The sequence below is a fragment of the Janibacter zhangyanbonis genome, assembly GCF_050507325.1.
Lineage (GTDB): Bacteria > Actinomycetota > Actinomycetes > Actinomycetales > Dermatophilaceae > Janibacter.
Map to the genome: position 1 here is coordinate 1222713 of NZ_CP191481.1, position 16040 is coordinate 1238752.

At 72.4% G+C, this 16040-nt stretch carries 13 protein-coding genes; all 13 read left to right on the forward strand.

Translation table 11 applies throughout. The features are described from left to right. Positions 1–24 precede the first annotated feature (24 nt). The 13 genes from ACQBJO_RS06050 (at position 25) to rpmA (ending at position 16014) form a co-directional block, all read left to right on the forward strand. Positions 25–486: a DUF4190 domain-containing protein gene (locus tag ACQBJO_RS06050; RefSeq protein WP_421006799.1), complete on the forward strand. Its 462-nt coding sequence runs from the start codon at positions 25–27 to the stop codon at positions 484–486. A gap of 98 nt (positions 487–584) precedes the next feature. Further along, positions 585–1031, forward strand: coding sequence for a 30S ribosome-binding factor RbfA (gene rbfA, locus ACQBJO_RS06055; RefSeq protein ID WP_255185855.1), 447 nt, complete (start codon positions 585–587; stop codon positions 1029–1031). Beyond that, positions 1028–1948, forward strand: coding sequence for a tRNA pseudouridine(55) synthase TruB (truB, locus tag ACQBJO_RS06060; protein ID WP_421006798.1), 921 nt, complete (start codon positions 1028–1030; stop codon positions 1946–1948). The genes rbfA and truB overlap by 4 nt, the downstream gene beginning before the upstream one ends. 11 nt (positions 1949–1959) lie before the next feature. Continuing rightward, positions 1960–2910 carry a bifunctional riboflavin kinase/FAD synthetase gene (locus tag ACQBJO_RS06065; protein ID WP_421006797.1) on the forward strand — a complete coding sequence of 317 codons (951 nt, stop codon included), beginning with the start codon at positions 1960–1962 and terminating at the stop codon, positions 2908–2910. A gap of 8 nt (positions 2911–2918) precedes the next feature. Further along, positions 2919–4076, forward strand: coding sequence for an FtsW/RodA/SpoVE family cell cycle protein (locus ACQBJO_RS06070; protein ID WP_255185858.1), 1158 nt, complete (start codon positions 2919–2921; stop codon positions 4074–4076). A 10-nt stretch (positions 4077–4086) separates the two neighbouring features. Continuing rightward, complete coding sequence (locus ACQBJO_RS06075; RefSeq protein WP_255185859.1) at positions 4087–4569, forward strand: DUF4442 domain-containing protein; 483 nt, start codon at positions 4087–4089, stop codon at positions 4567–4569. A gap of 135 nt (positions 4570–4704) precedes the next feature. Next, on the forward strand, positions 4705–6561 hold the full coding sequence (locus ACQBJO_RS06080; RefSeq protein ID WP_421006796.1) for an AMP-dependent synthetase/ligase: 1857 nt from the start codon (positions 4705–4707) through the stop codon (positions 6559–6561). Between the two features lie 74 nt (positions 6562–6635). Continuing rightward, positions 6636–8618 carry a TIGR03960 family B12-binding radical SAM protein gene (locus tag ACQBJO_RS06085; RefSeq protein ID WP_421006795.1) on the forward strand — a complete coding sequence of 661 codons (1983 nt, stop codon included), beginning with the start codon at positions 6636–6638 and terminating at the stop codon, positions 8616–8618. A gap of 54 nt (positions 8619–8672) precedes the next feature. Then, complete coding sequence (locus ACQBJO_RS06090; protein WP_421006794.1) at positions 8673–11546, forward strand: FAD-binding and (Fe-S)-binding domain-containing protein; 2874 nt, start codon at positions 8673–8675, stop codon at positions 11544–11546. A gap of 11 nt (positions 11547–11557) precedes the next feature. Continuing rightward, entirely contained in the window at positions 11558–12289 is a 732-nt protein-coding gene (locus tag ACQBJO_RS06095) for a TIGR03936 family radical SAM-associated protein (protein WP_421006793.1), read from the forward strand. Positions 12290–12445: 156 nt separating this feature from the next. Further along, positions 12446–15241, forward strand: a complete 2796-nt coding sequence (locus ACQBJO_RS06100; protein WP_421006792.1) for an Rne/Rng family ribonuclease — start codon at positions 12446–12448, stop codon at positions 15239–15241. A gap of 169 nt (positions 15242–15410) precedes the next feature. Then, positions 15411–15719: a 50S ribosomal protein L21 gene (gene rplU, locus ACQBJO_RS06105; RefSeq protein WP_421006791.1), complete on the forward strand. Its 309-nt coding sequence runs from the start codon at positions 15411–15413 to the stop codon at positions 15717–15719. Between the two features lie 31 nt (positions 15720–15750). Then, entirely contained in the window at positions 15751–16014 is a 264-nt protein-coding gene (gene rpmA / locus ACQBJO_RS06110; RefSeq protein ID WP_255185866.1) for a 50S ribosomal protein L27, read from the forward strand. Positions 16015–16040: the final 26 nt, after the last annotated feature.

Here is a 16040-nt window from a genome sequence, read left to right on the forward strand (position 1 = left end):
ACCCACGACTTCAGGGGAGCCTCAATGAGCACGCCTCCTCCTCCGCCCGGCAGCGGAGGCAACCAGCCCTACGACCCGACCGGCCAGGGCTCGACGCCCGGCCAGCCGCCCGCCTACGGCTCCCAGCAGCCGCCGGCCTACGGCCAGGGCCAGCAGTACGGCTCCGGCATGCCGCCGCAGGCCCCGCCGCCCGGCGGTGGCCTCCCGCAGCAGGGCGGTAGCAACAACGGCCAGATCCTGTCGATCATCTCGGTCGTCACCGGTGTCCTCGGCCTGTGCTGCTGCACCTGGTTCATCTTCTCGATCGCCGCGGTCGTCCTCGGCTTCTTCGGCATGAAGGAGTATGACAAGACCGGCCAGAAGAAGACGCTGGCGCAGGTCGGCATCGGCCTCGGCATCGCCGGCATCGTCATCGGGATCATCTACTGGATCCTCATCGCCACCGGCGTCGTCGACTCGAGCTTCGAGTACTACAGCAACTTCTGAGCGACACCCGCGCGACGCCCCCGGCACGATGGTGCCGGGGGCGTCGCGCGTCGCATACGGTGGGACCGTCCCCACCCAGCCCCTCACGGAGGTGTGCCATGGCCGACCCGGCCCGCGCCCGCAAGATCGCCGACCGCATCCAGGAGCTCATCGCGGCCAACCTGCAGCAGGTCGTCAAGGACCCCGACCTGGGCTTCGTGACGATCACTGACGTGCGGGTGACCGGCGACCTGCAGCACGCCTCGGTCTTCTACACCGTCTTCGGCGACGACGCGCAGCGCGAGCGCAGTGCCGAGGTCCTCGAGGCCAACCGCGGCAAGCTGCGCTCCTTCGTCGGCAAGCAGCTCGGGATCCGGCTCACGCCGACCCTCGAGATCATCCCCGACGCGCTGCCCGAGAACGCCTCGCACATCGACGACCTGCTGCGCTCGGCGCGCGAGCGCGACGAGGACCTCGCCCGCTCGCGCACCGACGCCCGGCCCGCCGGTGAGGCCGACCCCTACCGGACCAAGGACGCCGACGACGAGGGGACCTCCCCGGCGTGAGCGACGGTCTCGTCGTCGTCGACAAGCCGGCCGACTGGTCCAGCCACGACGTCGTCGCCCGCAGCCGACGTCTCTACCGCACCCGCAAGGTCGGCCACGCCGGCACCCTCGACCCGATGGCCACCGGCGTCCTCGTCCTCGGCGTCGGGCGGGGGACCAAGCTGCTCACCTTCCTCGTCGGCGCGGACAAGGAGTACACCGCGACGATCCGCCTCGGTCAGGCGACGATCACCGACGACGCCGAAGGGGAGATCACGAGCGTCGGCGAGGTGGCCGGGGTCGACCGGGCCGCGCTCGACGCGGCCATCGGGCGCCTGACCGGTGACATCCAGCAGGTGCCGAGCGCGGTGAGCGCGATCAAGGTCAAGGGCGAGCGCTCCTACGCCCGCGTGCGTGCCGGCGAGGAGGTCGACCTGCCGGCGCGGCCGGTCACGGTCTCCCGATTCGACGTGCTCGACGTGCGCCCCGCCGATGCCGGCGGCCACCCGGTGCTCGACGTCGACGTCGTCGTCGAGGTCTCGTCCGGGACCTATGTGCGCGCCCTCGCCCGCGACCTCGGGGCCGACCTGGGCACCCACGGCCACCTCACCGCGCTGCGCCGCACCCGTGTGGGCGGGCTGACGCTCGAGCACGCCCACACCCTCGACGAGCTCACCGCCCTGCGCGAGAGCGGGGGAGAGGACGCGCAGCTGCCGCTCACCCCGCTCGCCGACGCCGCCCGGGCGGCCCTCGTCACCCGTGAGCTCACGGCCGACGAGGCCCGCGCCCTTGGCTACGGGCAGCGCGTCGAGAGCGCCGAGCCCGGCCGCACCGAGCCGGTCGCCGCCCTGTCGCCGGAGGGCGAGCTCGTCGCCGTGCTCGACGAGAGCCGCGCCCGCGCGCGAGCCCACGTCGTCTTCGCCCCCGCCAGTTCGTAGAGTGTCCTCTCGTGCAGCACTGGACAGCCCCGAGCGACACCCCGCCGCAGCTGCGGCCGTGCGTGGCGACCTTCGGCAACTTCGACGGGGTGCACCGCGGCCACCGTGCGATCCTCGACGAGCTCAGCCGGCAGGCGCGCGAGCGTGACCTGCCCGCCGTCGCGGTGACCTTCGACCCGCACCCGGTCGAGGTCATGCACCCGGAGCGCGCTCCGGAGATCATCTCGCCCGGCCCGCTGCGCGACGAGCTGCTCGATCAGGCCGGGGTCGACGGGCTGCTGTCGCTGCCCTTCACCATGGAGTTCGCGCAGACGAGCGCCGTCGACTACGTCGTCGACACCTTCGTCACCGGGCTGCAGGCGCAGTGCCTCGTCGTCGGGGCCGACACCAAGGGCTTCGGCGCCGGCTACACCGGTGACGTCGAGCTGCTGCGCCGCTTGGGCGAGGAGCACGGCTTCGACGTCGTCGTCATCGAGGACCAGGGCGAGACCGAGCGCTGGTCCTCCTCGGCCGTGCGCGCCCACCTCGCCGCCGGCGAGGCCGCCGAGGCCGCCGCCATCCTCGGCCGTCCGCACCGCGTCGTCGGCACCGTCGTCCACGGCCACCACCGCGGGCGCGAGCTCGGCTACCCGACGGCCAACCTCGGCGCCGACAGCCTCGGGCTCGTCCCGGCCGACGGCGTCTACGCCGGCTGGCTCATCCGCCTCGACCGGCCGGAGGGCGACCCGGAGCGTCGCCTGCCGGCCGCCATCTCGGTGGGGACCAACCCGACCTTCGACGGGCAGGTCCGCGTCGTCGAGTCCTACGTCCTCGACCGCACCGACCTCGACCTCTACGGCGAGCGGGTGGCCGTCGACTTCGTCGGCCACGTGCGCCCGACGCTGCGCTTCGAGTCCATCGACGAGCTGCTCGTGGCCATGGCGCGCGACGTCGAGCGCACCCGCGACCTGCTCGACCTCTGACGCCGGCCGTGCCCGAGCCAGGTCGGCGTGGTCGGCTCGCGCGGCAGCTGCTGCGCTCCGACCTCGTCCTGCTCGCCGCGGCGCTCATCGCCTCGGGCCTGGGCGCCGTGCTCGTCCACTCCGCCACCCGGGCCGACGCCGGCTCCGCCTATCTCGTGCGGCACCTGCTCAACCTCGCCATCGGGCTGCTCATCGCCCTGGCCGTCGTCCGGCTGGACCGGGCGGCGCTGCGGGCACTGGCCCCCTTCGTCTACCTCGCGGGGATCATCGGTCTCGCCCTCGTGCTCACCCCGCTCGGCTCCGAGATCAACGGCTCGCGGTCGTGGATCCAGGTGCCCGGGGGCTTCTCGATCCAGCCGAGCGAGATGGCCAAGGTCGGCCTGTGCGTCGCCCTGCCGATGCTGCTCGCGCCCGCGGCGGAGCGCCGTGACCGGCCACGGCCCCGAGAGGTCCTGCTCGCCGGGCTCGTCACGGCCGTACCCGTGCTGCTCGTCATGGCCCAGCCCGACCTCGGCTCGGCGCTCGTGCTCGTCGCCCTCGCGCTCGGCGTGCTCGTCGTCTCCGGCGCCTCCTGGCCCTGGCTCGCCGGGGTGCTGCTCGCCGGCGTCGCGGCGGTGACCGCGGCCTTCACGACGCCCCTGCTCAGCGCCTACCAGCGTGACCGGCTCACCGCCTTCCTCGACCCGAGCACCGACCCGCTCGGCATCGGCTACCAGACCCAGCAGGTACGACGGGCGATCGCCGGAGGTGGCTGGGGCGGGCAGGGACTGCACGCCGGCGACCTGACGAGCTCGGGCGCCATCCCCTTCCAGGAGACCGACTTCGTCTTCTCGGTCGCGGGGGAGGAGCTCGGCTTCGTCGGTGCGGCCTTCGTCGTCTGCCTCCTGGGGCTCGTCGTCGCCCGCATCGCCCTCGCGGGCACGCGCAGCGACGACCCCTTCGTCCGGCTCGTGTGCTGGGGGGTCGCGAGCTGGTTCGCCGTCCAGTCGGTGGAGAACATCGGGATGAACCTCGGCCTGCTCCCGGTGACCGGCCTGCCGCTGCCCTTCCTCTCCTACGGCGGGTCGTCGATGTTCGCCTGCTGGGCGGCGATCGGCCTCGTCGTCGCCGTGACCCGGGAGGAGAGGTCCGCCACAGGTCGTGGACCGGCGCGACCGCGCGGGTGACGATGTCGCCGTGCAGATCCCGACCTTCCAGACCCTGTCCAAGGACCTCGGCGCCACCGCCCTGCGCCGCGGGCTCAACCTGTGGCCGCCCTTCCTCGCGGCGAGCGTCAACGTCGACCGCATCTCGCCCGACTTCCGCGAGTTCGACGTCTCGCTGCGGATGCGCCCCTGGAGCCGCAACTACGTCGGCACGCAGTTCGGGGGATCGCTCTTCGCGATGTGCGACCCGTGGTGGATGCTCGGCGCCCTGCGCAACCTCGGTGGGGACTACATCGTGTGGGACAAGGCGGGCGAGATCGACTTCGTCAGCCCCGGCCGCACCGACGTGAGCACGAGCATCCGGCTCACCGACGAGCTCCTCGACGGGATCCGGGCGGCGACCGCCGACGGCTCCAAGCACCTCGTGTGGTGCGACAACGACGTCGTCGCGCCCGACGGAACCCTCGTCGCCCGCTATCGCAAGCAGCTCTACGTGCGACGCAAGCCGGCCTGAGTGCCCCCCGGCCGGGCCGCCGCCCCGGGCCGTTGGTTACCAATCGGTCACTGTCCGGACAGGGCAGTGACACCGCCCGCCCTCGTGGGAGAAGATGCGCGCACCACCCGCAGCCCACGAAGGAGTGGACTTCCCGTGCCTGACCCCATCCCCTCGCGCGCGTCCGACGAGGTCTTCGACGCCAGCGTCTTCACCCACCGCGCCCCCTCCGTCGGTCACCTTCTGCGTGACCGCATCGCCGCCACACCCGACACCACCGCCTACTCCTTCCCCTCGGGCATCGCCTGGGGGGAGCTGACGTGGGCCCAGCTGGGGGAGCGGGTGTGGGCGCTCGCCGCGGGCCTCGTCGACCTCGGCATCCAGCCGGAGGACCGGGTCTCGCTCGCCTCGAGCACCCGCATCGAGTGGGTGCTCGCGGACTACGCGATCATGGCCGCGGGCGCTGCGACGACGACGATCTACCCGACGTCGATCAGCGACGACGTCGCCTTCATCATCGCCAACTCCGGCTCCCGCGTCGTCGTCGCCGAGGACGCCGAGCAGGTCGCCAAGCTGCGCGAGGTCCGCGACGCGATCCCCGACGTCATGACCGTCGTCGCGGTCGACACCGAGGGCGTCGACCTCGACGACTGGGTCATCTCCTTCGAGGACCTCGAGGAGCGCGGTGCCGCCCTGCTCGCCTCCGAGCCGGGCGTCGTCGACACCCGCATCGACGGCACGGGTCCCGAGTCGCTCGCGACGATCATCTACACCTCGGGCACGACCGGCCGGCCCAAGGGCGTGCGCCTGCTGCACCGGACGTGGACCTACCAGGGCGCGGCGATCCGCTCGACGGGGATGCTCACCGCCGACGACGTGCACTACCTGTGGCTGCCGCTGTCGCACGTCTTCGCCAAGGTGCTGCTGCTCATCAGCACCGACGTCGGCATGCAGACGGCGGTGGACGGCCGGATCGACAAGATCGTCGACAACCTCGGCGAGGTGCGCCCGACCTTCATGGCCGCGGCGCCGCGGATCTTCGAAAAGGTCTACGGCAAGCTCTCCCTGTCGATGCAGGAGGAGGGCGGTGCCAAGGCGAAGATCTTCGACTTCGCGTCCGAGACCGCCCGCGCCTACTCCCAGGCGATGTCCGAGGGCCGCTCCCCGGGCGTCGCGCTCGGCCTCAAGCACAAGGTCGCCGACAAGCTCGTCCTGAGCAAGGTGCGCGAGCGCTTCGGCGGTCGGGTGCGCTTCTTCATCTCCGGCTCGGCGGCGCTCAACACCGACATCGCCCACTGGTTCAACGGCGCCGGCCTGCCGATCCTCGAGGGCTACGGCCTCACCGAGACCTCGGCGGCGGCGACGGTCAACCGGCCCTACGCCCTTCGTGTGGGGACCGTCGGCTGGCCCAACGTGCAGACGGAGATGAAGGTCGCCGAGGACGGCGAGATCCTCGTGCGCGGCGAGCACGTCATGCAGGGCTACCACGACAACCCCGACGCGACCGCCGAGGTGCTCACGGACGACGGCTGGTTCCACACCGGCGACATCGGCGAGATCGACGCCGACGGCTTCGTCAAGATCACCGACCGCAAGAAGGACCTCTTCAAGACGAGCAACGGCAAGTACGTCGCGCCCTCGCTCATCGAGTCGACCTTCAAGGGGCTGTGCCCCTATGTCGGTCAGTTCCTCGTCCACGGCGAGAACCGGCAGTTCGTCTCCGCCCTGGTCACCCTCGACGAGGAGGCGATCCAGCCGTGGGCCCAGGCCAACGGCCTCGAGGGCGCGAGCTACACCGAGATCGTCTCCTCGATGCAGGCCCGCGACATGGTCCAGTCCTACGTCGACGAGCTCAACGCGGGCCTCAACCGGCACGAGCAGATCAAGAAGTTCCACATCCTCGGTCGTGACCTCACGGTCGAGGACGGCGAGCTGACACCGAGCCTGAAGCTGCGCCGCAAGGTCGTCGCCGAGAAGTTCAAGGCCGACATCGAGGAGCTCTACCCGAGCTGAGTGGTCGCGTCGTCCGGAGGGAGGTCCGGTCCGTGGCGTTTGGGACAGCCGCGGACCGGACCTACCCTTGGGGTATGTCCGGTGAGTCGATCTTCCCTGCCCTGGAGCCCCTGCTCGAGCAGGTCAGCAAGCCCATCCAGTACGTCGGGGGCGAGCTGAACTCCACGGTCAAGGACTGGCACGTCGGTGGTCACGGCCCCGACGGGCAGGACCTCACGGTCCGCTGGGCCCTGATGTACCCCGACGCCTACGAGGTCGGCGTGCCCAACCAGGGCGTCATGATCCTCTACGAGGTCCTCAACGAGCGCCCCGACGCGCTCGCCGAGCGCAGCTATGCGGTGTGGCCCGACATGGAGGCCCTGCTGCGCGAGCACGGGCTGCCGCAGTTCACCGTCGACGGGCACCGCGCGATCGGCGACTTCGACGTCTTCGGGCTGAGCTTCTCCACCGAGCTGGGCTACACCAACATGCTCACCGCCCTCGACCTCGCGGGCATCCCGCTCCACGCGGCCGACCGCGGCGACGAGCACCCGATCGTCGTCATGGGCGGGCACGCGTCCTTCAACCCCGAGCCGGTCGCCGACTTCATCGACGCCGCGATCGTGGGCGACGGCGAGGAGGCGGTGCTCACCGCCACCGACATCATCGGCGAGTGGAAGTCCCAGGGCCGCCCGGGCGGCCGGGTCGAGGTGCTGCGTCGCCTCGCCGCGACCGGCGGCGTCTACGTCCCCGCCTTCTACGACGTCGACTACCTGCCCGACGGGCGCATCCAGCGCGTCGTGCCGAGCGAGACCGGCGTGCCGTGGCGGGTTGACAAGCACACCGTCATGGATCTCGACGCCTGGCCCTACCCGAAGCAGCCGCTCGTGCCGCTCGCCGAGTCGGTGCACGAGCGGATGAGCGTCGAGATCTTCCGCGGCTGCACCCGCGGCTGCCGCTTCTGCCAGGCCGGCATGATCACCCGCCCGGTGCGCGAGCGCTCGATCACCGGCATCGGCGAGATGGTCGAGCGGGGCCTCGAGGCCACCGGCTTCGAGGAGGTCGGCCTGCTCTCGCTCTCGAGCGCCGACCACACCGAGATCGGTGACATCGCCAAGGGCCTGGCCGACCGCTACGAGGGCACCAACACCGGCCTGTCGCTGCCGAGCACCCGCGTCGACGCCTTCAACATCGACCTGGCCAACGAGCTGACCCGCAACGGTCGCCGGTCCGGCCTGACCTTCGCCCCCGAGGGCGGCTCCGAGCGCATCCGCAAGGTCATCAACAAGATGGTCACCGAGGACGACCTCATCAAGACGGTCTCCGCGGCCTACGGCGCCGGCTGGCGCCAGGTGAAGCTCTACTTCATGTGCGGCCTGCCGACCGAGACCGACGAGGACGTCCTCCAGATCGCCGAGGTCGCCAAGCGGGTCATCGAGACCGGTCGCCAGGTCGCCGGGCACAACGACATCCGCTGCACCGTCTCCATCGGCGGCTTCGTGCCCAAGCCGCACACCCCCTTCCAGTGGGCCGCGCAGCTCGGCGCCGAGGAGACCGACGAGCGGCTGCACAAGCTGCGCGACGCGATCCGCGCCGACAAGCGCTACGGCCGGTCCATCGGCTTCCGCTACCACGACGGCAAGCCGGGCATCGTCGAGGGCCTGCTCTCGCGCGGTGACCGCCGCGTCGGCCGGGTCATCGAGCAGGTGTGGCGCGACGGCGGTCGCTTCGACGGCTGGAGCGAGCACTTCTCCTACGACCGCTGGATGTCGGCCGCCGAGACCGCTCTCGAGGGCACCGGCGTCGACGTCGCCTGGTACACCACCCGCGAGCGTGAGGAGTCGGAGGTCCTGCCCTGGGACCACATCGACTCCGGCCTCGACAAGGAGTGGCTGTGGCAGGACTGGCTCGACGCCGTCGACGAGACCGAGGTCGACGACTGCCGCTGGACCCCGTGCTTCGACTGCGGCGTCTGCCCCCAGATGGGCACCGACATCGAGATCGGCCCCACGGGCAAGACGCTGCTGCCGCTCACCGTCCTCGGGGCGGGCAAGCAGGAGATGGTCCGCCCCTCCTGACCGCCCTGCGGGCCCCTCGACCCCGACGACGGACGAAGGGGGAGAATGCCCGACATGACTGCGACGCCGACGACCGCGACGCCGACCGTGCTCACCGAGGCGCTGCGGCGCGAGGGCGTCGCCGACGCCCGCACCGACGCCCTGACGATCGGCATGTACGCCACCGACGCGGGCATCTACCGGGTGCCCCCGCGGGCGGTCGTCTTCCCGCGGCACACCGACGAGATCGCCGCGACCCTCGCGGTCGCGCGTGAGCTCGGCGTCCCGGTGACCACGCGAGGGGCCGGCACCTCGTGCGCGGGCAATGCCGTCGGCCCGGGCATCGTCATCGACACCGCCCGCCACCTCGGCCGGGTCCTCGAGGTCGACCTCGACAGCGCGACCGCCCTCGTCGAGGCGGGCACGGTGCACGCGACGCTGCAGGCCCGAGCCCGCGAGATCGGGCTGCGCTTCGGCCCCGACCCGAGCAGCCACAGCCGCTGCACCGTCGGCGGCATGATCGGCAACAACGCCTGCGGCAACCGCGCCCTGGGCTACGGCCGCACGAGCGACAACGTCGTCGGCATGGAGCTGCTGACCGCGGCGGGCACGGCCCTGTCCGCGACGACGGGAGTGGCGGCGGAACCCCCTTCGCTCACCGGGGACGACGCCCTCGTCGCCCGCCTGACGCAGCTGGCCGACGACCACCTCGGCACGATCCGCACGGAGTTCGGCCGCTTCGGCCGGCAGGTCTCGGGCTATGCCCTCGAGCACCTCGCCCCCGAGCGTGGCCGCGACATCGGCCGCATGCTCGTCGGCTCCGAGGGCACCCTCGCCGTCGTCACGCAGGCCCGGGTGCGGCTGGTCACCGACCCGGCGGCCACCTGCCTGGCGGTCCTGGGCTTCCCCGACATCTACGCCGCCGGCGACGTCGCCCACCAGCTCAAGGGGCTGGGCGCGGTCGCGGCCGAGGGCATCGACTCGCGCATCGTCGACATCGTGCGCCGCCGCCGGGGCCCGCACGCCGTGCCCGACCTGCCGCGGGGCGCCGCGTGGATGCTCGTCGAGGTCCCCGGGGACGACGCCGCGGCCGCGCAGGCCGCCGCCGAGCGGGTCTGCCGCGAGATCCCGCACACCGACTCGCTCGTCGTCACCGACCCCGGCCACGCGCGCTCGCTGTGGAAGATCCGCGAGGACGGCGCCGGCCTGTCGTCGCGCTCGCCCCGCGACCGCCCCGCGCACGCGGGCTGGGAGGACGCGGCCGTGCCGCCGGAGCGGCTCGGCGACTACCTGCGGGACTTCGACGCGCTGCTCGACGTGCACGACGTGCAGGGCCTGCCCTACGGCCACTTCGGCGACGGCTGCCTGCACATCCGGCTCGACGTCGACCTCGACGCGCCCGACGCCACCGACCGCTACCGCCGGCTCGTCGAGCAGGCCGCCGACCTCGTCGCCTCCTACGGCGGCTCCCTGTCCGGCGAGCACGGCGACGGCCGGGCCCGCTCGGCGCTGCTGCCGCGCATGTACGGGCCCGAGACGATGGCGCTCTTCGGCGCGGTCAAGCACGCCTTCGACCCGACCAACCTGCTCAACCCCGGGGTCCTCGTCGATGCCGCGCCCGTCGAGGCCGACATCCGCATCCCCGCGGCCCACAAGGTCACCGTGCCGCTCGCCTTCGGCTACGCGGGCGACGACGGGGACTTCAGCCAGGCCGTGCACCGCTGCACCGGGGTCGGCAAGTGCCGCGCCGCCGGCACGTCGAGCACGGTCATGTGCCCGAGCTATCTCGCGACGGGGGAGGAGAAGGACTCCACCCGCGGCCGCGCCCGCGCCCTGCAGGAGATGCTCAACGGGACGACGATCACCGACGGCTGGCGCTCGCCCGAGGTCCACGACGCGCTCGACCTGTGCCTGTCGTGCAAGGGCTGCGCCAGCGACTGCCCGACGGGCATCGACATGGCGACCTACAAGTCGGAGACCCTCCACCAGACCTACAAGGGCCGCATCCGTCCGCGCAGCCACTACTCGCTCGGCCGGCTGCCGCAGCTGGCCCGCGTCGCCTCGAAGATCCCCCGGGTCGCCAACGCCCTCACCTCGCTCCCGGGCATCAAGCGGCTCACCCTGCCCGCCGCGGGCGTCGACCCGCGGCGGAGCATCCCGACCTTCGCGCGGCAGACCTTCCGCTCCTGGGCCGCCGACGAGGGCCTCGTCGCCTCGGCCGCGCAGGCGGCTGGCACCGACCACCCCGTCGCGCTCTTCGTCGACTCCTTCACCGACCACTTCTCGCCGCAGGTCGGGCGGGCCACCGTGGCCGTGCTGCGGGAGGCGGGGTTCACCCCCTTCGTCCCGGCGGAGGCGCTGTGCTGCGGCCTGACCTTCATCTCCACGGGGCAGCTCGACGCGGCGAAGAAGACGCTCGCCGAGGCCGCCCACGTCCTCGCCCCGGTCGTCGCCGCGGGCATCCCGGTCGTCGGCATGGAGCCGAGCTGCACCGCGGCCCTGCGCCACGACCTGCCGGCCCTCGTCGACTCCGGCGCGGCCCGGCAGGTGGCCGGGGGAGTGCGCACCGTCGCCGAGGTGCTCACCAGCGCCATCGACGAAGGGCGCTGGGTCGCCCCCGACCTCACCGGCACCGAGGTCGTCGCCCAGCCGCACTGCCACCACCACGCGGTGATGAGCTGGTCGGCCGACGAGGCGCTGCTCGCCCGCACCGGCGCGACGGTGACCCGGCTCGGCGGGTGCTGCGGGCTGGCCGGCAACTTCGGCGTCGAGCTCGGCCACTACGAGGTCTCGGTCAAGGTCGCCGAGCAGCAGCTCCTCCCGGCGATCGAGGCGGCCGGCCGCGACGCGGTCGTCCTCGCCGACGGCTTCTCGTGCCAGACGCAGATCGCCGACCTGTCGGAGCGGACCGGGGTCCACCTGGTCGAGCTGCTCGCGCGCGGCGCCTAGGCTTGACCTCCATGTCCCCGCAACGCACCCCCGACGGTCCGCCGCCACCGCCGGCGGTCCAGAAGTTGCGCATCCAGTACGCCCGACGCGGCCGGCTGCGCTACTCCTCGACCCGTGACTTCGGGCGCGCCCTCGAGCGGGCGCTGCGTCGCGCGGGCGTCCCGATGGCCTACTCCGCGGGCTTCCACCCGCACCCGAAGATCTCCTACGCCAACGGCGCGGCGACCGGTGCCGCGAGCGAGGCGGAGTACTTCGAGATCTCGGTGACCGAGCGGGTCGACCCCGACGCCCTCGGCCGGGCGCTCGACGCCGCTTTGCCCGAGGGGCTCGACATCGTCTCCGTCGTCGACGCCCAGCCGGGCGCTCTGGCCGACCGGCTCCAGGCGAGCCGGTGGCTGCTGGAGTTCCCCGGTGTCGAGCTGGCCGATCTCGACCGGGCGGTCGAGGGCTTCCTCGCGCAGGAGCGGGTCGAGGTCAGCCGGATGTTCAAGAAGGGCATGAAGTCCTACGACGCGCGCGAGCCGGTCATCCGGGCACAGACGGGTCTGTCCGACGAGGGCTGTGCGATACTGACGATGGTCGTGCGGCACACCACACCTGCCGTTCGCCCCGACGACGTCCTCAGCGCGATCACCGCTGCCACCTCGTTCGCGCCGACGCGATCGCCCAAGGCGACGCGCCTGGCGCAGGGGATCTGGAGCAGCGAGACCGAGAGCGTGGCCGACCCACTGGCCACCGACTGAGCCGTCGCCGGCCCCGACGGGGTGCCGCGCTGGGCGCGAGCCACGTCGAGGCAACACGGACTCTTCCGCGGGCGAGCGCCCGCCACGCCGCACGGCGGCTGGACTGCACCCTCGGGTGCTGGTGTCGGGGTCCGGCCGGTGTGCAGGAGGTGCCACATGGCCACCGACAACGACCAGCCGGTCGACGACACCGTCGAGACCGCCACCGAGACCGAAGCAACCCCGGCCCCCGCGGCCGTCCCGAGCTTCGGTCTGCTCTTCCAGCCCCCGGCCCCCGCGCCGGCCCCGGCCCGTCGTCCGGCCCCCGAGCCGCAGGACGTCGAGGACGACGAGGAGGACGAGGACGACCAGCCCGACACCGACCAGGACTCCGGCTCGGACGACTCCGGCTCGCAGGACGCCGACCCCGGTCAGGCTGACGGCGGGCGCCGGCGCCGGCGGCGTGGCGGCCGCGGCCGCAACAACCGCTCCGGTGACGACTCCGACTCCGGTCAGGACTCCGACGACTCCTCCGGCAGCTCCGACGACGACGCGTCCGCCGAGGGCGACGACGAGCAGCAGTCCGAGGGCAAGGCCAAGGGCAAGGGTGGCCGTGGTCGCGGCGGCAAGAAGAAGCAGGACTCCGCCGACGACGCGTCCGACTCGGACGCCGACGCCGGCTCTGACTCCGCCTCCGACGAGGACTCCGACGCCGACCAGGGCGAGGGTGACGACGAGGGCGGCAGCAGCTCGCGCCGTCGGCGCCGTCGTCGTCGCGGTGGCGGCGGCGGTGGCAACGGCAGCCAGGACGACCCGCCCGGCACCGTGACCAAGGTGCGCGAGTCGCGCCGCAACGAGCCGCAGTCGATCAAGGGCTCGACCCGTCTCGAGGCGAAGAAGCAGCGTCGCCGCGAGGGCCGCGAGGCCGGTCGCCGCCGCACGATCATCACCGAGGCCGAGTTCCTCGCCCGCCGCGAGAGCGTCGAGCGGGTCATGGTCGTGCGCCAGCACGGCGACCGCACGCAGATCGGCGTCCTCGAGGACGGCGTGCTCGCCGAGCACTACGTCTCCCGCGAGACGACCTCGACGATGGTCGGCAATGTCTACCTCGGCCGGGTGCAGAACGTGCTGCCGAGCATGGAGGCCGCCTTCATCGACATCGGCAAGGGCCGCAACGCCGTGCTCTACGCCGGCGAGGTCAACTGGGAGGCGCAGGGCGTCGGCAACGGCCAGGCCCGACGGATCGAGAATGCGCTGTCCGCCGGCGACTCCGTGCTCGTCCAGGTGACGAAGGACCCGATCGGCCACAAGGGCGCCCGCCTCACCTCGCAGATCTCCCTGCCGGGCCGCTACGTCGTCTACGTGCCGGGCGGCAGCATGACCGGCATCTCGCGCAAGCTGCCCGACACCGAGCGCTCGCGCCTCAAGGGCATCCTCAAGCAGGTCGTCCCCGACCACTCCGGCGTCATCGTGCGCACGGCGGCCGAGGGCGCCTCCGAGGCCGAGCTGACCGCCGACGTCGAGCGGCTCACCCGCGCCTGGGACAAGATCAGCTCCAAGGCCGAGAGCAAGAAGGGCAAGAAGGGCTCCGCCGGCGGCGCGCCCGTCCTGCTCCACGCCGAGCCCGACATGACCGTGCGGGTCATCCGTGACATCTTCAACGAGGACTTCGCCCGCATGGTCGTCGCCGGCGAGGGCGCCTGGCGCGAGATCAAGGGCTACGTCGACGACGTGGCGCCCGACCTGTCCGAGCGCCTCGAGCGCTGGACCGGGGACGGTGACGTCTTCGCCGCGCACCGCATCGACGAGGCGATCGCCAAGGCGATGGACCGCAAGGTCTGGCTGCCGTCCGGCGGCTCGCTCGTCATCGACCGCACCGAGGCGATGACGGTCATCGACGTCAACACCGGCAAGTTCACCGGCTCCGGGGGCAACCTCGAGGAGACGGTGACGAAGAACAACCTCGAGGCCGCGGAGGAGATCGTGCGCCAGCTGCGGCTGCGCGACATCGGCGGCATCATCGTCGTCGACTTCATCGACATGGTCCTCGAGGCCAACCGCGACCTCGTCGTGCGCCGCCTGCTCGAGTGCCTGGGCCGCGACCGCACGAAGCACCAGGTCGCCGAGGTCACCTCGCTCGGCCTGGTCCAGATGACCCGCAAGCGGGTCGGCTCCGGCCTCATCGAGGTCTTCTCCACCGAGTGCGAGCACTGCCACGGCCGCGGGATCATCGTCTCCAACGAGCCGGTGGCCCACGACCCGGGCGGTCACGCCGGGGGCGACCACGGCGGCAACCACGGTGGCGGCAAGTCCCGTCGCGGCCGGTCGAAGGGGGACAAGGAGCCCTCGCAGCAGCGGCCGGAGCCGGTCGAGGAGTCGACCGACGCCAACGGCCGCACCGCGGCCCAGATCGCGGCGGCGGCCCACGCCGCGGCGATCAAGAACATCGCCGGAGAGCCGGGCGAGGACGACGTCGCGCAGATCGCGCAGACCGAGGCCGAGGTCGCCGACGAGCCGACGCCCGAGCCGACCCCGGAGCCCGTTGCCGAGCAGCCGGCGCCCACGCGTCGTCGTGGCGGCCGTCGCGCCGCCTCGAGCGCGGGGGCTCCCGTGGCCCTCGAGCCGGTCGACCTGACCGCGACCACCGAGCCCGAGGCCCAGCCGGAGCCGCAGCCCGAGCCCGAGGTGGCACCGCCCGCCGAGGAGCCGGTGGCCGAGGCGGAGCAGGCCGAGCAGCCGGCGCCCACGCGTCGTCGTGGCGGCCGCCGCGCCGCCTCGAGCGCCGGTGCCCCGGTGGCCCTCCAGGCCGTCGACCTCACCGCCCCGGCCGAGCCGACGGGCGCCCCGCTGACCAAGGTCGCGGGGGAGTCGGGCGAGGCTCCGACCACGCCGGTCGCCGACCCCGAGCCGGCCGCCCCGGCCCGTCGCAAGCGCAAGCGCGTGACCTCCGAGGCCGGCCCGCCCAAGGCCTGACCCGAGCACTGCACGTCGACCCCCTTCGCCGGTTTGTCCGGTGGAGGGGGTCGCCGGTAGTCTTGACTCTTGGTGCGCCCACCGAGCGGACGCTCCATGCCCGTGCATGGGGACTGTTGGCCGGTCAGACAGAGCGAGTGCACTTCAGACAGAGAGTGAGTTCCCCCTGATGTACGCGATCGTTCGCGCGGGTGGCCGCCAGGAAAAGGTTTCCGTCGGCGACACCATCCTCATCAACTCGATCAAGGGCGAGGCCGGCGACAGCGTCGACCTGCAGCCGATCCTGCTCGTCGACGGCTCGACCGTCACCAGCGATGCCGACAAGCTGGCCAAGGTCAGCGTCAAGGCCGAGGTCGTCGGGGCCGCCAAGGGCCCGAAGATCACGATCATGAAGTACAAGAACAAGACCGGCTACCGCAAGCGCCAGGGTCACCGTCAGCCGCTCACGCAGCTGAAGATCACCGACATCAAGGCCTGAGCCTTCCTTCAACAGTTAGGAACCCACTGACATGTCTTCCAAGAAGGGTGTCTCCTCGTCCAAGAACGGCCGCGACTCCAACGCGCAGCGCCTCGGCGTGAAGCGCTACGGCGGCCAGATCGTCGGCACCGGTGAGATCATCGTGCGCCAGCGCGGGACCCACTTCCACCCGGGCGACAACGTCGGCCGCGGTGGTGACGACACGCTGTTCGCCCTGGCGGACGGCGAGGTCCAGTTCGGTGCCAAGCGCGGCCGCAAGGTCGTCAGCGTCCTCCCGGCGGGTACCGCCAGCTGACGCGAGCCACAGCATGCGCGAAGGGG